General features: G+C 70.4%; 13 protein-coding genes and 1 pseudogene. 6 read left to right on the top strand and 8 right to left on the bottom strand.

Features of this window, described 5'->3' with window-relative positions:
* Positions 1-40 precede the first annotated feature (40 nt).
* The 4 genes and pseudogenes from NGB36_RS03310 to ctaD all read right to left on the bottom strand — a co-directional run.
* Positions 41-1516: pseudogene (locus tag NGB36_RS03310) on the bottom strand (MFS transporter); the annotation flags it as partial.
* 118 nt (positions 1517-1634) lie between these two features.
* Positions 1635-2297: a TetR/AcrR family transcriptional regulator gene (locus NGB36_RS03305; RefSeq protein ID WP_255918484.1), complete on the bottom strand. Its 663-nt coding sequence runs from the start codon at positions 2295-2297 to the stop codon at positions 1635-1637.
* A gap of 136 nt (positions 2298-2433) precedes the next feature.
* Positions 2434-2796: a hypothetical protein gene (locus NGB36_RS03300; RefSeq protein ID WP_255918483.1), complete on the bottom strand. Its 363-nt coding sequence runs from the start codon at positions 2794-2796 to the stop codon at positions 2434-2436.
* A 4-nt stretch (positions 2797-2800) separates the two neighbouring features.
* The gene (ctaD, locus tag NGB36_RS03295; RefSeq protein WP_255918482.1) at positions 2801-4579 is read right to left on the bottom strand and encodes an aa3-type cytochrome oxidase subunit I; all 1779 of its coding nucleotides are present in this window, start codon (positions 4577-4579) and stop codon (positions 2801-2803) included.
* Positions 4580-4772: 193 nt separating this feature from the next.
* On the opposite strand from ctaD, the gene NGB36_RS03290 reads away from it, so the two are divergent.
* The 3 genes from NGB36_RS03290 (at position 4773) to NGB36_RS03280 (ending at position 7928) form a co-directional block, all read left to right on the top strand.
* Complete coding sequence (locus NGB36_RS03290; protein WP_255918481.1) at positions 4773-5720, top strand: glycosylasparaginase; 948 nt, start codon at positions 4773-4775, stop codon at positions 5718-5720.
* Complete coding sequence (locus NGB36_RS03285) at positions 5717-6541, top strand: M55 family metallopeptidase (protein WP_255918480.1); 825 nt, start codon at positions 5717-5719, stop codon at positions 6539-6541. The genes NGB36_RS03290 and NGB36_RS03285 overlap by 4 nt, the downstream gene beginning before the upstream one ends.
* A gap of 295 nt (positions 6542-6836) precedes the next feature.
* Positions 6837-7928 carry a PP2C family protein-serine/threonine phosphatase gene (locus NGB36_RS03280; RefSeq protein ID WP_255918479.1) on the top strand — a complete coding sequence of 364 codons (1092 nt, stop codon included), beginning with the start codon at positions 6837-6839 and terminating at the stop codon, positions 7926-7928.
* Positions 7929-8014: 86 nt separating this feature from the next.
* Here NGB36_RS03280 and NGB36_RS03275 read toward each other — a convergent pair whose 3' ends face one another.
* Positions 8015-8956, bottom strand: a complete 942-nt coding sequence (locus NGB36_RS03275) for a hypothetical protein (protein ID WP_255918478.1) — start codon at positions 8954-8956, stop codon at positions 8015-8017.
* Between the two features lie 199 nt (positions 8957-9155).
* Here NGB36_RS03275 and NGB36_RS03270 point away from each other — a divergent pair, with 199 nt between their 5' ends.
* Positions 9156-10085 (top strand): ornithine cyclodeaminase family protein, encoded by a 930-nt coding sequence (locus NGB36_RS03270; protein WP_255918477.1) that lies wholly within the window; start codon positions 9156-9158, stop codon positions 10083-10085.
* 297 nt (positions 10086-10382) lie between these two features.
* On the opposite strand, the gene NGB36_RS03265 is transcribed toward NGB36_RS03270, so the two are convergent.
* On the bottom strand, positions 10383-11111 hold the full coding sequence (locus tag NGB36_RS03265) for a cupin domain-containing protein (protein ID WP_255918476.1): 729 nt from the start codon (positions 11109-11111) through the stop codon (positions 10383-10385).
* Positions 11108-13225 carry a DUF6807 family protein gene (locus tag NGB36_RS03260; protein WP_255918475.1) on the bottom strand — a complete coding sequence of 706 codons (2118 nt, stop codon included), beginning with the start codon at positions 13223-13225 and terminating at the stop codon, positions 11108-11110. The genes NGB36_RS03265 and NGB36_RS03260 overlap by 4 nt, the downstream gene beginning before the upstream one ends.
* A 368-nt stretch (positions 13226-13593) precedes the next feature.
* On the opposite strand from NGB36_RS03260, the gene NGB36_RS03255 reads away from it, so the two are divergent.
* The gene (locus tag NGB36_RS03255) at positions 13594-15174 is read left to right on the top strand and encodes an APC family permease (RefSeq protein WP_255918474.1); all 1581 of its coding nucleotides are present in this window, start codon (positions 13594-13596) and stop codon (positions 15172-15174) included.
* 44 nt (positions 15175-15218) lie between these two features.
* Positions 15219-16667, top strand: a complete 1449-nt coding sequence (locus tag NGB36_RS03250) for a sugar porter family MFS transporter (protein WP_255918473.1) — start codon at positions 15219-15221, stop codon at positions 16665-16667.
* A gap of 7 nt (positions 16668-16674) precedes the next feature.
* Here the strand turns inward: NGB36_RS03250 and NGB36_RS03245 are convergent, their stop codons facing one another.
* Positions 16675-17439, bottom strand: a complete 765-nt coding sequence (locus NGB36_RS03245) for a metallophosphoesterase family protein (protein ID WP_255918472.1) — start codon at positions 17437-17439, stop codon at positions 16675-16677.
* Between the last annotated feature and the right edge of the window lie 61 nt (positions 17440-17500).

Genomic DNA, 17500 nt, shown 5'->3' with positions numbered 1-17500 from the left:
CCTCGGTCTTCTGCGGTGCGTCTGCGCGCTGCGCGTCGCGGGCCACGGGGGTTGCCGTGTGCTGCGCCTTGGCATTGATCAGCAGCAGGACGAGCACCACCGCCAGCAGCAGGATGCCCACACCCCACCAGATGGCCACGGTGAAGCCGTGCACCTCGCCGGTGGCGAGCAGCTGCGGGGTGGGCCGCCCGAGGGCGTGGTCCTTGATGTAGTTGGTCGCCGCGGTGGCCGCGATGGTGTTGAGCAGCGCGGTGCCGATGGAGCCGCCCACCTGCTGGGAGGTGTTGACCATCGCCGAGGCCACACCGGCGTCCTTGGGACTGACGCCGTTGGTGGCGAGGTTCATCGCCGGCATGAATGTCGAACCGAGGCCCAGGCCGAGCAGGATCTCCGCGGGAAGCACCAGCTGGGTGTAGGGGCTGTCGACCTTCAGCTGGGTGAGCAGTCCGATGCCGGCCGCCGCGACCAGCAGGCCCGGCACCATCAGCACGCGCGGTGCGACGCGGTGCATCAGCCGCGCGGAGATCTGCGTGGAACCGATGATCATGCCGGCGGTCATGGGCAGGAACGCGAGCCCCGATCTGACCGGCGAGTAGTCCTTGACCGTCTGCAGGTAATAGGTGAGGAAGAGGAACAGCCCGAACATCGCGATGACGGACAGGCCGACGGCCAGATACGCGCCGCCGCGGTTGCGGTTGAGGACGACGCGGAAGGGCAGCAGCGGCGCCTTGGTGAGCCGTTCGACGACCACGAAGGCGATGATCAGCACGGCGGAGGCGCCGAACGCCGAGAGCGTGATGTGGTCCCGCCAGCCGTTGGACTCGGCGTGGGTGAACCCGTAGACCAGCGAGACGAGCCCGGCGGTGATCAGCACCACACCCGGGATGTCGAGCCGTGTCGGGTGGCGCTTGGACAGCGTGCTGCTGACGAAGACCGTGGCACCGATGAACGCGATGACGGCGATCGGGACGTTCACGTACAGCGCCCAGCGCCAGTTCAGGTACTGGGTGAGCACGCCGCCGAGGATCAGGCCGACGGCGCTGCCGCCACCGGCGATGGCACCGTAGATGCCGAATGCCTTGCCCCGCTCCTTGGGCTCGGTGAACATCACCGCGAGCATGGAGAGTGCGGAGGGTGCGAGCAGCGCGCCGAAGGCGCCCTGCATCGCGCGTGCGCCGAGCAGCATGCCGCTGTTGACCGCGGCGCCGCCGATGGCCGATGAGCCGGCGAAGCCGATCAGTCCGATCAGGAAGGTGCGCTTGCGACCGAGGAGGTCGGCAAGGCGCCCGCCGAAGAGCAGCAGCCCGCCGAAGGCGAGGGTGTACGCGGTGATGACCCACTGACGGTCGGCGTCGGAGATGTGCAGCGCGCGCTGGGCGGATGGGAGAGCGATGTTCACGATGGTCGCGTCGAGGACGACCATCAGCTGTGCCAGGGCTATGAAGGTCAGTGCTGTCCAGCGCCGCGGATCGACGGCGCCGGGCGCTGGTGCAGTGGTTGGGGCGGTCGTCGCCATGAGAAAGGTGTCTCCACGTAGCTGGTGAGTCCGGGTGCGGCCCTCGGGGCGGTCCGCAGTGCGTGATGAGGTGGTTGCGCGATGAAGTGAAGCGAGGTGAGGCGCGGCGCGGTGTGCGTCACAGGTTGCAGGGCGGCCGTTCGTTCCGGTGTGCCGACGCGGGATCGGACAGGGTGTAGGAGGAGCCGGGGAGGGGGTGCGGTGCGGGCGCGCGCAGTCCGGCGGCGAAGAGCTCGACGTGACGGCCCACGTGGCCCGCGAACGTGGTGCAGTCGCTGCCCGGAAGCGGCCGGGTGAGCTGGGTGAGGACGACCCAGATGTCACCGAGTTCGACGTCGGGGCGAAGCTGCCCGCTGGCCCTTGCCCTGTGCATGATCTCGGTCACTGCGGCAATCCCCCTTGCCCGTTCCGTCCAGAAGCTCTCGTTCTCCGCAAATCGCCCGCGTACCGAAGGCAGCACCGCGCCGATGCGGCGGTCCGCAGCTGCGTGCAGGAAACGGCGCAGGGCCTCGAACGGGTCGTTCTCCCCGGCGAGCGCGGCCTCTGCGTCGTCCGCGATCCCGCCGATGACGTGAAGGGTGACCTCGCGGATCAGGTCCTCGCGATCGCCGAAGTGCCGGTAGAGAGTAGCGTTGCCGACCCCTGCGCGTCGCGCGATTTCGTCCAGCGGCGCATCGGGGCCCTGCTCGGTGAAGATGTCACGCGCCGCGACGAGGATGCGCTCGCGATTGCGGCGTGCGTCGGCGCGCAGGTGGGGCGTCGCCGTGTCCGTGTGTCCCATGTCGGCGGCCTCCCCTCTCTCTCGTGCGCGCCGTCAGTAAGAGAACCAACCCAAGCAGGGAATCATTCCCCGTTTCGCTGTACCCAGCGTAACGACACGCCGCGGCCCGGAACGGCCGGGGTCGTCCCGGGGCGGTTCAGCCCGCGGTGAGCAGGGCGCCGAGCAGGACGGCGAGGGTCAGCGTGAGGCAGCTGCCGACGACGAAGGCGATGGCGAGGCGGCGCCGCAGCGCGTCATAGCGCTGCTGGTATTCGTGCTGGAGCTCGCGGCAGCGGCCCGCGATCCGCACCAGATACACCTTGGACTGCTCCAGCCTGTCCTGGGTGTAGGCGTGCTCGACCTCCTCGCGCTGGGCGATGGTCAGCCAGGGCAGGCTTGCGGAGAACTCACGGGCGCTGTCGCGCGCCCGATCGGTCTCCGCCTGCCAGAGCAGATAGCCCTCGAGCTGGTTGATGCCGACGGCCGCCTCACCGGGGCCGCGTGCATCGGCAGCCGTCATCGCCTCACTCCTCCCCGGGTTCGCCGCCGGGCGATCCCGGCGTGCCCTCTTCGCCCTCTTCGCCCTCTTCGCCCTCCGCGCCTTCCGTGACGCCGGCCGGCGCGGCCGCGTAGCCGACCTCCTGCAGCTCCGAGAAATCGGGGTGGTGGAGGTCGAACGCCGGAGACTCGGAGCGGATCCGCGGCAGCGCGAGGAAGTTGTGGCGCGGCGGCGGGCAGGAGGTCGCCCACTCCAGCGAACGGCCGTAGCCCCAGGGGTCGTCGACCTCGATCTTCTTGCCGTACTTGGCCGTTTTCCACACGTTGTAGAGGAACGGCAGCATCGACAGGCCGAGCAGGAACGCCCCGATGGACGAGACCGTGTTGAGGGTGGTGAAGCCGTCGGCGGCGAGGTAGTCGGCGTAGCGGCGCGGCATGCCCTCGACGCCCAGCCAGTGCTGGACGAGGAAGGTGGTGTGGAAGCCGATGAAGAGTGTCCAGAAGGTGATCTTGCCGAGCCGCTCGTCGAGCATCCTCCCGCTCATCTTCGGCCACCAGAAGTGGAAGCCGGCGAACATTGCGAAGACAACGGTGCCGAAGACCACGTAGTGGAAGTGGGCGACGACGAAGTACGAGTCGGAGACTTCGAAGTCCAGTGGCGGTGCAGCCAGGATGACGCCCGTGAGCCCGCCGAAGACGAAGGTGACCAGGAAGCCGATCGACCAGAGCATGGGTGTCTCGAACGACAGGGATCCGCGCCACATGGTGCCGATCCAGTTGAAGAACTTCACGCCGGTCGGCACCGCGATGAGCATGGTCATGAAGGCGAAGAACGGCAGGAGCACGCCACCCGTGACGTACATGTGGTGCGCCCACACGGTGATGGAGAGCCCGGCGATGGCGATGGTGGCCCCGATCAGGCCGATGTAGCCGAACATCGGCTTACGGCTGAAGACCGGGACGATCTCGCTGATGATGCCGAAGAACGGCAACGCGATGATGTAGACCTCGGGATGGCCGAAGAACCAGAACAGGTGCTGCCACAGCAGCGCGCCGCCGTTGGCGGTATCGAAGACGTGCGCCCCGAACTTGCGGTCCGCTTCGAGGCACAGCAGCGCACCGGCGAGCACCGGGAAGGCGAAGAGCACCAGCACACCGGTGAGCAGCACGTTCCAGCAGAAGATCGGCATGCGGAACATCGTCATGCCGGGGGCGCGCATGCAGATGATCGTGGTGATGAAGTTGACCGAGCCGAGGATGGTGCCGAAGCCGGAGAAGGCCAGACCCATGATCCACATATCGCCGCCGATGCCCGGCGTGCGCACGGCGTCGGTGAGCGGGGAGTAGGCGAACCAGCCGAAGTCCGCGGCGCCCTGCGGGGTGAGGAAGCCGCCCACCGCGATCAGCGAGCCGAACAGGTAGAGCCAGTAGGCGAACATGTTCAGCCGCGGGAACGCCACATCGGGCGCGCCGATCTGCAGCGGCATGATCCAGTTGGTGAACCCGGCGAACAGCGGCGTCGCGAACATCAGCAGCATGATCGTGCCGTGCATCGTGAACGCCTGGTTGAACTGCTCATTGTCCATGATCTGCAGGCCGGGGCGGGCGAGCTCGGCACGCATCAGCAGCGCCATGATGCCGCCGATGAGGAAGAACGCGAACGACGTCCCCAGGTACAGCGTGCCGATCGTCTTGTGATCGGTGGTCGTCAACCACTGCACCACCACCATGCCCGGCCGCTTGCGCCGCTCCGGCACAGCCTGGCGAGGCACCTGCGGCCTCGCGACCAGATCGGACCCAGACATTCCGACTCCCCGCACTTGACACCGTGACCTGACACCGGATGGACACTCTACGTATTCACCCTATTACGCACCGTACTCTATCTCGGCGGTGCGACAGAACCCGGCCGGACACAGGGCCACGGGCACCCGGGGGGCCACAGACAGGGGTGCGAGACTGCGCGGTCGTACGATCATCGGCGCTTGAGGAGGGTCTGTGACGGAGGCAATCATCATCGGCAGCGAACGCAGCGAGGCCGGGCTGCCGACCGGCATGGAGGTGCTGCGCCGGGGCGGCACGGCGCTCGACGCCGTGGAGGCGGCCATGCGCCGCTGTGAAGACAACGTTGCCGACCACTACGTCGGCACCTCGGGCCTGCCCAACGCGCGGGGCGTGGTGGAGCTCGACGCCTCGGTCATGCTCGGGTCGAGCCGCCGCTTCGGTGCGGTGGGCGCGCTGCGCGACTACCCCAACCCCATCTCCGTCGCGCGGGCGGTGTTGGAGAAGCTGCCGCAGCACTGTCTGCTGGTGGGCGAGGGGGCGGCACTCTTCGCCGAGGAGTGCGGCTTCGCCACCGCCGAGCTGCTGACCGACGAGTCGCGGGCGATGTGGCGCAAGCAGGTCGAGGCGTCGGCCGAAGCGGTCGAGGGCGAGAACACCGCCGCGACCGACGGCGACCACCGGTACCGCGCGGCCGCACTGGACATCATCCGGCGTCTCACACCTCACGACGGGCCGTGGGGCACCATCAACATCATCGCGCTCGACGCCTCGGGTGAGATGTGCGTGGGGGTGTCGACCTCCGGCTACCCCTACAAGTATCCCGGCAGGGTGGGTGATTCGGCGCTGCCCGGTGCGGGCAACTGGTGCGATCTGCGGGCCGGAGGGGCGGCGTGCACCGGGCGCGGCGAGCTGAGCATGCGCGGCGGCACCGCCCGTACGATCGTCGACCGCCTGGCGGCCGGCACGGACCCGGCCGAGGCGTGCCTGGCCGCGCTGCACGAGACGGCGGCGCTGCCGGACGAGTTCCGCGCGGAGCTGCGGGCGCTCGCCCTGACGCCCGACGGACGGCACGGCGGCGCGGCGGGCCAGCAGGGCAGCACGTACAACGTCATGACCGTCTCGTCCACCGGCGTGGAGGTCCACCCGAGGAGTGCACTGTGAAGATCTTCATCTCCTCCGACATGGAGGGCACCGCGGGGGTCGTCGACTGGTCCCAGTGCCGGGCGCCGGAGCCCGAGTACGCCTACTACCGCGGCCTGCTGCAGCAGGAGGTGAACGCGTCGATCGAGGGTGCGGCCGCCGCGGGTGCGACCGCTTTCCTGGTCAACGACTCACACTCGAAGATGGTCAATCTGCGTCCCGATGCGCTCGCGCACCGCGCCCGGTATCTGTCGGGCCGTCACAAGCCGCTGTACATGATGCAGGGCCTCGACTCCTCCTTCGACGCCGTCTTCTTCGTCTCCTACCACGGCTCGATGTCGAGCCGGGCCTCCACGCTGTCGCACACCTACAACCCGCTGGCCATCAGCGAGGTGCGGCTGAACGGTGTGGTCACCGGCGAGAGCGGCATCAACGCGCTGGTGGCGCTCGGGCACGGGGTGCCGGTAGTGCTGGTCACCGGGGACGACACCACGGCGTCCGAGACGCAGGCGTTCTGTCCCGGCGTCACCAGCGCCGTGGTCAAGACCTCCGTGTCGCGGTTCGCCGCCGACAGCATGCACCCTCAGGAGGCGTGCGAGACCATCCGCGCGGCCGCCGAGACCGCAGTGCGCCGCGTGAAGGACGCCGCACCGCCGCGCATCGAGCTGCCCGCCACGCTCACCGTCCAGTTCCGCAACGCCGATCTGGCTGAGATGGCGACGTGGATCAACGGCGTCGTACGCGACGACGACCGGACCGTGCACATCACCGACGACGACCCCGTGCGGCTGTACCGCACCTTCATCACGATGGTGTTGCTGACCCGCGGGATCGCCGAGTGACCGTGAGAACTTCTTCGGACCGGTGTCTTGACGGCGGCTAATGGTCCAGGCCAATTTAGTGGGCGTGTTACTGAGCGCGCCAACGGCCGTCTTCCTCACCCCTGTTGAGTTCTCCTCGACGATCGGGCGCTCATCGGTGTCCCGTGCCGCGGCGGTGTGTCCCACGTCCCGCCCCGGCACGGGCCCCCAATCCCCCGCGGCCTGCGGCCGGGTCCCGTCGGGCCACACCAGGACGCGCAGCCCAGGACGCGTGACAATGGATGCGGGTGCTGCATGAAACGGCCAGGAGGCGCACATGGCCGACGGTCGGGCGCAGGAGACGCGGCTGCCGCCGCCGCGTCTGTCACCGCGTGCGCGCCGGTTCGTCGTCGGCGCGTATCTGCTCATCGCCGCGGTCGTCGTGCTCGACCTCGCGACGGGGCCGAGGTCCACCTTCTCCCCGATCCTCGCGGCCGTGCCCGTGCTCGCCGCCATCGCCACCCGCAAGGCGCGCGTCCCGCTGCTCGCCGGACTGGCGGGCCTGATCTGCGTAGGGCTGCTGTCGCTCGCCAATCAGGGCGTGCCGGCGATCGTGCACGCCACGTCCGCGGTCACCGTACTCGCCGTGACCTTCACCAGCACCGCCACCGTCATCCTCGTGGCGGCGCGCGAGCGTGAGCTGGCACAGGTCCGTTCGGTCGCCGAAACGGCGCAGAAGGCGCTGCTGCGCGCCGTGCCGCGGCGCATCGGCCCGTTCCGGATCGCCGTGCGCTATCTGGCCGCGGCGGCCGAGGCGAGGATCGGCGGTGATCTGTACGAGGTGCTGCCCACGGAACACGGGACCCGGCTGCTCCTCGGCGATGTGCGGGGCAAGGGGCTGGCCGCCGTGGAGGCCGCCGTCGACGTGCTCGGGGTGTTCCGGGACGCCGCACGCGCCGAACCCGACCTGGCGGCCGTCGCCGACCGCCTCGACGCAGCCCTGGCCCTGCGGGGCGCGGGTGAGGAGTTCGTCACCGCGGTGCTCGCCACCCTCCCCGACGACGGTGACTCCGCGGTGGTGGTCAACTGCGGCCATCCCCCGCCCATGCTGCTGCACGCCGGAAGCGCGGCAGAGGTGGAACCTCCGTCCTTCGCACCGCCGTTGGCACTGCTCGCTATGGTGGGCGGCGGATACACCGCACGGCCGGTGCCCCTGACCCGCGGTGACCTGCTGCTCTTCTACACCGACGGCCTCTCCGAGGCGCGCGACGCCGAGAGCCGCTTCTACCCGCTCGCCGAGCGCCTCACGGGAATGCCGCAGGACGATCCCGACGCACTGCTCGACCGGCTCGTCGAGGACGTCCGCCACTACGTGCACGGCGGCCTGGACGACGACGCCGCACTCGTCGCCGTCCGCCGTGAGCTGTGAGCTGTGAGCTGTGAAGTGTGAACTGTAAACGAGGCTGCCGCCGAACAGGACCAGACCACTGGCGGAGCCGCTCATCCCGATACGCGTCACCTCAGCGCGCGTGCCTGCCAGTGCGTGAACTGCTGCAGCGGATCGCCGTCCAGCTCCCACGGCCACGGGGTCACCGTGGGCCCGACCGCCTGGAACACCTGCGCCGCATCCGTCAGCCGCTTGGCCTGTATGAGCGCGTATGCAAGCAGGTTGAGATCGGCGAGAGCCGCCGCGTGGCGCAGGTACCCGGGGCGTGGCCAGTCCTCCAGGGCCCGGTCCAGGGCGGCCTCCGCGGGCGGCTGGGTCCAGATCCTGCTCGACATCAGTGCGTCGACGCCGCCGGCCGACAGCGTCCTGCGGTAGCGGCCGAGCATGGCCACCATCTCCAGGCCGATGGCAGGTGACTGCGGCGGCATGCCGGACTTGGCGGCGTCGACGAAGTCGAGCGTCTGGGCGTGGGATCCGCACTCCTCCGGCGAGAGGTAGTGGAGCATCTCCAGGTAGGCCTCGCGGTGCCAGGGGTCCCTGCTGGTCACCTCGCGCCATACCGGGAAGACCTCGCGCGGCGGCCGCCGCAGCAGCCGCAACACGCTGAGCACGACCAGCCACGGCACAGGGTCGGCCGGAGTCAGGTCCGCGGCGCGGTGGCACAGGTCGATCGTCGCCGCGGCGTCGGCCAGCTCTCCGTCCCAGCGGCCGTGGACGAGGTCCATCCATGCCTGGAAGAGCAGCGCGTCCGGGTCGCGCGAGCGGCGCCGCAGCCACAGCCGCGCCACGCCCTGCGGGGCCACGGCGGCGAGCACCATGAACCGGTGGGTGCGCCGGTCCCAGTCGTGACCCGCGTCGCGCAGCACCTGCTCCACCTGGTCGACGCGGATGTCCCCCAGACCGGGCCGCGACGGCGCTTCGAGTTGCTTGCGCACCCTGCCGAGCTTGGTGTCGTCGAGTTCAGGCGCGAGTCGCGGTGCGGCGGCCCGTCGGGATCCAAAGATCGGCATGGCCGGGAGCTTAGAGGGAATGCGGAGCGTCGCACAGCCACTACGACTGGATCGTTATCAGTGGTGTAGGCCATATACGTCCGCGATGCGCTCAGCGGGTGAGGGGGCGCGGCGGCGAGGCCGTCCGCTGGTGAGCACGGCGGCGGATAGCGTTGGCGGCGGCAGCCACGGGGACGGAGCGCGGAAGGATTGACGGCGGATGGCGGGGCCGGCGATGCGGGAGATCGGCGCGGAGGAGGTACGGGCGGCGGTTCCGATGGCGGCCGCGGTGGCCGCCGTCCAGGACGCGCTGCGCGCGGGGCTCGACCCCGAGGCCGATCCGGCACGCTCGGTGGTGCCCGTCGAGCGGGGCCACCTGCTGCTGATGCCCGCTCAGTCGCACGAGTACGTGGGCGTGAAGGTGGCGTCCGTGGCCCCGGAGAACCCGGCGCTCGGGCATCCGCGCATCCAGGGCAGCTATCTGCTCCTCGACGCACGGACCCTGACGCCGCTCGCCGTGCTGGACGGCGTGGCGCTCACCGCGATCCGCACTGCGGCGGTCTCGGCGGCGGCCGCGGATCTGCTCGCCGTACCGGACGCGTCGCGCGTCGTCGTCTTCGGCACCGGACCGCAGGCGCACAGCCATCTGGAGGCACTGGCGGCGATCCGCCCGGTCCGGCAGGTCACCGTCGTCGGGCGCGACCAGCGGCGGCTGAAGGAGTTCGTCGGTCACTACCGCCCAGCGGCGGGGCTCCCGTTCACCGTCGAGGCCGGCGGGACGGAGGCGATCGGCGGCGCGGACGTCGTGGTCTGCTGTACGACGGCGCGCACCCCGCTCTTCGACGGCGCCGCCCTCCCCGCGCACGCCACGGTCGTCGCCGTCGGCTCCCATGAACCGGACGCGCGTGAGGTCGACGACGAGACCGTGCGCCGTTCGACGGTGGTGGTCGAGGCGCGGTCGGCGGCCCTGCGCGAGGCGGGTGACATCATCCAGGCCGTCCGCGCCGGGGTGAGCGGCGACGCGCTCGTCGGCATGGCCGATCTGGTGTGCGGCCGCGCCGCGGTCGATCCGTCCCGCCCGCGGCTCTTCAAGAGCGTGGGCATGGCTTGGGAGGATCTCGTCATCGCCGCGGCCGCCTACCAGGCCTGACCCGGCAACTCCCGCCTCCGCACGAGCTGTCCGGTGCGGAAGGACTCGTTGGCGGCGAGGCCCACGGCCGGCTCGCCGGTGGGTCCGTCGGTTCGGGGCCGGACCGCGGGCCTCAGTGGCGGGGCGGCGGCGCGCTGCCCCGTACCACGACCTTCGTCGCGAGCTCCATGCGCGGGTTGTCGAACTCCCCTGTCCTGAAGTGCCGCAGGAGCATCCTGATGGCCATCGCCGCAGAGCGGTGCGCGCCCGGGGCTGCGGATCCCGCGCCGCATCCCGCGCATCCTGCCATGAGCTGTTTCACCGGATCATCCGAGCACCTTCCAGGTCCCATACCTGCAGGCGTCCGCACATCCCGTAACGCAGCGCAGGCGCCTGCTCCGCGGTGGTCAAAGCCGCCTCGGCGAGGTGCGGGGCGTGGCCCTGCGCCAGCGCGTCCAGCCGGGCGCCGGTGCGCTCGGCCTGGGCGGCCGCGCCGCGCCGCCACAGCCCGCGCCAGTCCTCGGCCCTGGGGGCCACGAGACGGGCCGCCGCCTCATGGAGTGGCCGCAGTTGCTCGGGGCCGTCCTTGACGACGCGTTCGCGCAGCTCCAGATAGCCCTCGACGGCCAGGTCGCGGCGGCGCCGGGCGGCCGCCGCATGGTCGGCCGCGGTTGCGGGGAGGGCCACTGCCTCGGCGTAGCGCCCGGGGTCGGCGAGCACGTCGGCCGGGAAGGTCAGCACCGCGTCCCCGGCCTCCGGGAGCCCCGCGTTCTGCATTACGACGAGGATCTCCAGGTCCCCGCTGACGTTGACCAGCCGGTGGACGGTGCCGGGGGTGAACCACAGCAGGGTGCCGTGGCGCAACTCGGTGCGCGCGTAGCCGTGCGAGCCTAGCGTCTCCAACTCGCCCTCGCCGCCGAGCACGACGTAGCCCTCGGCGGAGACCGTGTGCAGGTGCGGGCTTCCGCCACGCAGGCCGTCCGCCGCGGGCCAGTCGTAGACCCGCAGGTGGGAGACGGCGGTCGCCCCCGGGAAGCCGGCGTTCACCGCTGCTCCCCCGGCATCCGCCACTCCTGCTGCCACTCTTGCTGCCACTTGTGGCCCAGCAACCCGAGCGCCTCGCCGCCCGCCTGGGCGAGCTTCTCCACGCCGCTGCGGCCGCGGTCACCGTCGGCGATGACGACGGCGTAGCGGCGAGTGAGCCGCTCGCCGTCCCCGACCGTGATCTCCTCGTCGAAGAAGGGCGCCGGGCAGACACAGGCGAAGGGCGTGCTGCGGACGAACCACTTGGTGGGCAGTTGCGGGTTCCGGGCGTCGTTGCCGGGTGCGTCGACGAAGGCGAGGGTGGAGGCGCGTCCATGGTCGTCGTGGCTGCCGGTGAAGGCCAGCCAGGGTGCGCGCACCCCCATCAGCTCGTCGCCCCCGCTGGCGTCGGGCGTGTGGACGCGTCCGCCGGTGAACGAGCGCGGGCCGCGCCAGAACAGGCCGCCGTAACCGGCGTTCTCGCGGCCTTCGGTGGTGGGGCTGCCGATCACGGTGGGACGCCCGCGCACATTGGTCATCACCGATTCGAAGACGAGCGCCCACGCGTCGGCATCGCCCGGCAGCAGGGTCACGGCGAAGCGCCGCTGCTCGGTGAACCACGCCGCTCCGCCCTGGGTGTGCCAGCGCAGCCGCTCGGCGACGCGCACGACGCCGTCGCGCAACGAGACGTGCTCGTAGGCCTCGTGGTCCATCGACCCGTCGTTGTCGTACTGGGCGTAGCCGACGCCGCGCCGGTAGGTCGGCCCGCCCCAGAAGTTCTCGGTCTCCACGTTCGGCAGCGACCAGGCAATGCCCTTGTGCCAGACGTGGTCATGCGGCCGGTAGAGGCTGACCCGGTCGCCGCCGAGGGTGTGCAGGGGGTGGAAGTACGGCCGCGGGGACTCCAGTTGCCCGTCCCAGGGGCGGTGGACGTAGCGGGTGAGCTCCCGGCCGTGCGCGGTGATGCGCAGCGAGGTGACGTCGTCGGGGAGCAGGCCGAGGCCGTCAGCGCCGGGGGCGGAGGCGGGCGCGGGTGCGGGTGCGGGCACGGGGGTGCCCGACCACGGAGCGCCGTCGCCGTTCATCCGATGGTGGAAGGGGTGGCCGGTGCCGATCTCGCCGCGTCGTACCGGACGCCGTCCGAAGGCGGAGGCGTAGGTGGCGGCGGCAAATTCGAGGGTGTCGCGGGCCTGGCGGAGCGTCACGGGTGGTGCGTCGTCCGCCTCCAGGGCGTCGAGGACGGCGGCGAACTGGACGCCGTGGCCGCAGGCGCGGCCCGCGGGGCCCGCAGCCCAGGCGGCACGCACCTCGTCCTCCCGTCCGGGCAGCGGGGTGACCGTCCAGCTGTCGTCCTCATAGCCGTAGAGGTGTTCCACCTCGACCGTTGCGTGCTCGAAGTCGAAGCGCAGATAGGTCGTCTCGCGCGGGGACAGCAGTGAGTTGGTGACGGTGGCGATGGCGCCGCCCTCGAACGTCGCGATGGCGCAGGAGAGATCCTCGGTGTCGGTCGGCCTCGCCTGGCGCGCCGCGACCGCCGTCACCTCCCGCCACTGACCGAGCACCGACAACAGCAGGTCGAACTGGTGGATGCCGTGGCCCATGGTCGGGCCGCCGCCTTCGACCTCCCACTTGCCGCGCCACGGCACGGCGAAGTAGTCGTCGGCCCGGTACCAGAGGGTGTTGCACACCGCCACCAGCGGGCGTCCCAGCGCCCCCGAGGCAAGGGCGCCGCGCAGCCGCTCGGCCGCGGAGCCGAAGCGTTGCTGGAAGACGGTGGCGAAGTGCGCGCCGCCCGCGGCTTCGGCGGCGGCGATCTCGTCCATGTCGGCGAGGCTGAGCGCAGGCGGCTTCTCGCAGAGCACGTTGACGCCGGCGGTGAGGCACTCGGCGGCCTGTTCCTTGTGCAGGCCCGGCGGCGTGCACAGGTGGACGAGGTCGGGCCGTTCGGCGGCGAGCAGCGCGCCGAGGTCGTGGTAGCGGCCGGGGATCTTCCAGCGGTGGCAGAAGTCTTCGAGGCGGCCGGCGTCGATGTCGGCGGCGGCCACCAGCTGCGCGCGGCCGCCGAGGGGGGCGAGGTTGCGGGCGTGCGTGGCGGCTATGCCGCCGGTGCCGACGATGGCGATACGGAAGGTCTCCACGTGAGCATCTCCGAAACAATCGGCGCGCTTCCGATATCCGGTGACGGTATGTATGTGGAACATACGGGTCAACACTCCCAACACTACTGGCCGATTCACGGAATACGCCGCATTTCAGCGGGACGGAAAGTTTCCGAAAGCGCGAGGTACGGTCCGACGGAGATCCATCAGCAACGGCAGCCATGGCGCGACCCGTCCCCTACCCTCCGGCGCCCTTCCCCGGCGCGGGGCGGCCTGAGCCCTCACCGGGTGCTCGCGATCACCCGAATCGGCCGGAAGCGTCCCTTCCAGGGTTGACCGGCTCCCCTTTGCGGTAGGCGTTCCTCCGCGGGCCACGGAGCAGGCCCGTCGCGGAGGGGAGCGCCGAAATGACGATCCGTGTCGCCGTCGACGACGACCGCAGCAGGTCCGAGGACCAGCGGCTGCGCCGGCGTCTGGGCTTCTGGCAGCTGACCGCCGTCGCCTTCGGCGGCGTGATCGGCTCCGGGTGGCTGCTCAGCCCGATGCACGCGGCGCGCATCGCCGGCCCCGCCTCGCTGATCACCTGGGTGGTCGGCGGCCTGGCGCTGGTGCTGATAGCGCTGGTGATGGTCGAGCTCGGCGCGTCGATGCCGGAGGCCGGCGGGCTGGTCCGGTGGCCGCTGTACACCTCGGGGCGGCTGGTGGCGACGCTGGTCGGTTGGGGCATCTGGGTGGCGTACGCGACCAATCCGCCGAGCGAGTCGGCGGCGATCCTGCAGTACGCGAGCAAGTACGTCCCGGGGCTCTTCCACGGCACCCGGCTCACCACCAGTGGGGTGCTGCTCGGCCTGATGATCATGGCGTTGCTGGTGGCGCTGAACTGGTTCGGCGTGCAGCTGTTCGCCCACGTCAATCTGGCGGTGACGATCGCGAAGTTCGCCGTTCCCACGATCACGGTGATCGCGCTGCTCGCATCGGGGTTCGACGCCCACAACTTCTCCGGCCACGGCGGGTTCGCGCCCTACGGGTACTCCGCACCGCTGTCCGCGATCGCCACCGCCGGGATCGTCTACGCGTACACCGGGTTCCAGGGCCCGATCGACCTGGCCGGCGAGGCCCGCGACCCGCGGCGGGACATCCCGCGGGCGGTGCTCACGGCGCTGCTGCTGTCGATGGTGCTCTATCTCGCGTTGCAGGTGGCGTTCATCGCCGCGGTTCCGGCGAAGTCCCTCGGCGCGGGCTGGCACGGAGTCAACTTCAGCTCGCCCTTTGCCGAGCTGGCCACCTCGCTCAACCTCACATGGCTCACCTGGATCCTGTACGCCGACGCCATCGCTTCACCGGGCGGATCGGCACTGGTCTTCACGGCCGAGACCAGCCGGGAGGCCTACGCGCTCGGTAAGAACGGGCTGCTGCCCGAAGCGGTGGTCAAGGTGCACCCGGGCTCCGGCGTGCCGCGCCGGGCCCTCGCGGTGAACTTCGTGATCGGCGCCGCGTTCCTGCTGCCGTTCGGCAACTGGCAGTCGATCGTGGCGGCCACCAGCGTGCTCGGGCTGTTCGCCTACTCGATCAGTGTCGTCTCGGAGGCCTCGGTGCGGCGCGCCGACCCCGGGCGCATGGCGGACTGGGTGCGCGGCACCCGGCTGATCGCGCCGGTGGCCTTCGTCATAGCGACTCTGATCTTCTACTGGGCCGGCTGGCACGAGCTGCGCGTCGCATTGCCCGTGCTCTTCGTCTCCGCGCTCGTCTACGCCTATCAGCAGCTCCGCCGCGATCGCGATCCGGCCGATCTCGCGGCCGGCGCCTGGCTCGTCGGCTATCTGGTCGCGCTGCTGGTCCTTTCCGCGGCGGGCAGCTTCGGGGGCTCCGGGATCCTTCCGGCGCCGTGGGACTCCGTCGTGGTGGCCGTGATGGGTCTGGCCGCCTATCTTCGCGGCGTCCACGACTCCGGGCGTCATCTCGCCACGCACCCGCTGCCGCGCGTATAGCCACGAATGGCGCCCACTGCTGGAGCAGAATGGGCGTCGTGAGCGTGAATCCCACTCAGAACGAGAACGTACTGTCGCAATTGGACCGCCGGGCCCCGACGACGTTCTACTGGTCGCTGACGCTGCTGGCGACCATCGGCGGCTTTCTGTTCGGCTACGACACGGCGAATATCGGTTCCGCACTGAACTTCATTCCGTATCCGCTGAGCGGGTTCGCGCTCGGCTATCTGGTGGCCGGGGCCTCCGTGGGCGCCGCGGTCGGTGCGATCCTCGCCGGTCCGCTCACCGACCATTTCGGCCGCAAGTCCCTGCTGATCGTGGACGCCGGCATCTACATGGTGGGTGCGCTGCTGTCCGCGTTCACCTGGAACTCGTACGTGCTGCTGGGCGCCCGTACCCTCATCGGCCTCGCGATCGGCGCCGACTCGGCGATCGCGACCGCCTACATCTCGGAGTACGCACCGCGAGAGCGGCGCGGGGCGCTGGCCATGCTCCAGCAGTGGATGATCACCGTGGGAATTCTCGTCTCCTACCTGGTCGCAATGGTGATCCTCTGGTCGCTGCCGCATCATGCGCGCGGTGCGGACTGGCGGCTGATGTTCGGTCTCGGCGCGGTACCGGCGTTCGCGGGACTCGTGCTGCGCACCCGCATGCCGGAGTCGCCGCGGTGGCTGCTGGGCAGGGGCCGCTACGCGGACGTCAAGCGGGCGCTCGCCAAACTCGGCGTCGATGTGACGATCGACCAAGTGGAACGGACCGCCGCGGAGATCGCGGCGATCGAGGAACAGCGAAAGGGACGCGAAGGCATCAGCCAATGGACGCCGGGCGTGCGGCGGGCCGTGATCGTCGTGAGCGTGTTCTTCATCTTCCAGCAGATCACCGGCATCAACGTGCCGCTCTACTACGGGCCGCATCTTCTCGCACCGCTCTTCCAGAGCGCGCACGGATCGAAGGTGGATGCGGCGATCGCCGGCGTCGAAGTCACCGCCATCATGAGCGCGGTCAACGTCGGTGCCACGTATTTCGGTTTCAAGTACATCGACCGCTGGGGGCGCCGCCGCATCGCGATGGGCGGCTATACGGGAATGACGATCGCCATGCTGGTCGCGGCTGCCGGTCTCACTTTCCTCTCCGGCACGACCGAAATCGTCGTGGTGATGATCGGTCTCGACGTGTTCATCGCGGCATTCGCCATCGGGGTCGGCGGCACCGGCTGGCTGATCCAGGGCGAGACGTTCCCGACCGAGGTGCGCGGTCGGGCGGCGTCCATCGGCGCGACCGTGGACTGGCTGGCCAACTTCGCGCTGATCGAGGTCTTCCCCACCTGGCAGACGGGCATCGGCCTGGCCTGGGTGCTGGTCTGCTTCGCCGGTCTGTGCGTCGTGGCCATCGTCTTCGTGGCCAAGTTCCTGCCCGAGACCAAGGGCCTGCCCGTGGAGGAGATCGTCCATCTCTACGAGCGTCAGGCGCGTGGCACCGGCGGCGTGATGTGACGGAAAGTCAGCAGATCTGCGTGTCACGGCCGTCGCGCGGGCCGAACGCCTCCAGGGCCTCGCGGTCGGTGGCGCGGGAACGCAGGTAGTACTCCGCCCACTCGGCGGCACCGGAGTAGGTGCACTCCGCTGCGATCCGGTCGACGGCGGAATCGAGGTCGAACGGCGTGGTGCGCAGCTGAGCGCCTGGGCCGAGCAGTGCCCAGTGCGCACCGGCCCGCCCGTACGGCATGCCGATGCTCCCGGGATTGACGATCAGTCTGCCGAGCGCGAGGCGGACGAACGGCATGTGCGTATGGCCGCAGACCACCGTACGGACTTCGGTCTCGAGCCCGTCGAGCACGTCCTGCCATCGGTCGAGGCGGGAGTCGACGAGGACGACTTCTTCGTCGTCGCGGGGCGTTGCGTGGCAGAACAGCACCTCGCCGAGGCCGCGCACCGGCAGGGTGAGTGAGGCGGGCAGAGCGGCGAGCAGGTCGAGGTGGTCCTCGCGCAGTTGCTCCGCGGCCCAGGGGGCGATGGGGTCGGGGATCGAGGTGCGCCCTGTACGGCGGTACTCGACCAGCTCACGGTCGGCATTGCCCTTGACCCACACGACGCGCTCGCCCAGCCCGGTCAGCAGGTCGAGGACCTGGACCGGCTGGGGGCCGGCGGCGATGTCGCCGGTGAGCACGAGGCGGTCGGCCGCCGCGACGTCGGGTTCGGCGAGCACCGCCTCCAGGGCAGGCAGCACACCGTGGATGTCGGAGAGCACGGCGACGCTGTTGAGCATGGATCCACTGTCGGATCCGGGCCGTGCCCCGGGCGCCCTCTTTCGCCGACCGCGTAACGCC

The sequence above is a fragment of the Streptomyces humicola genome (genome assembly GCF_024436035.1).
Taxonomy (GTDB): domain Bacteria; phylum Actinomycetota; class Actinomycetes; order Streptomycetales; family Streptomycetaceae; genus Streptantibioticus_B; species Streptantibioticus_B humicola.
The sequence above is the reverse complement of the archived record's forward strand: the minus strand, read 5'-3'. Positions and strand labels throughout refer to the sequence as shown.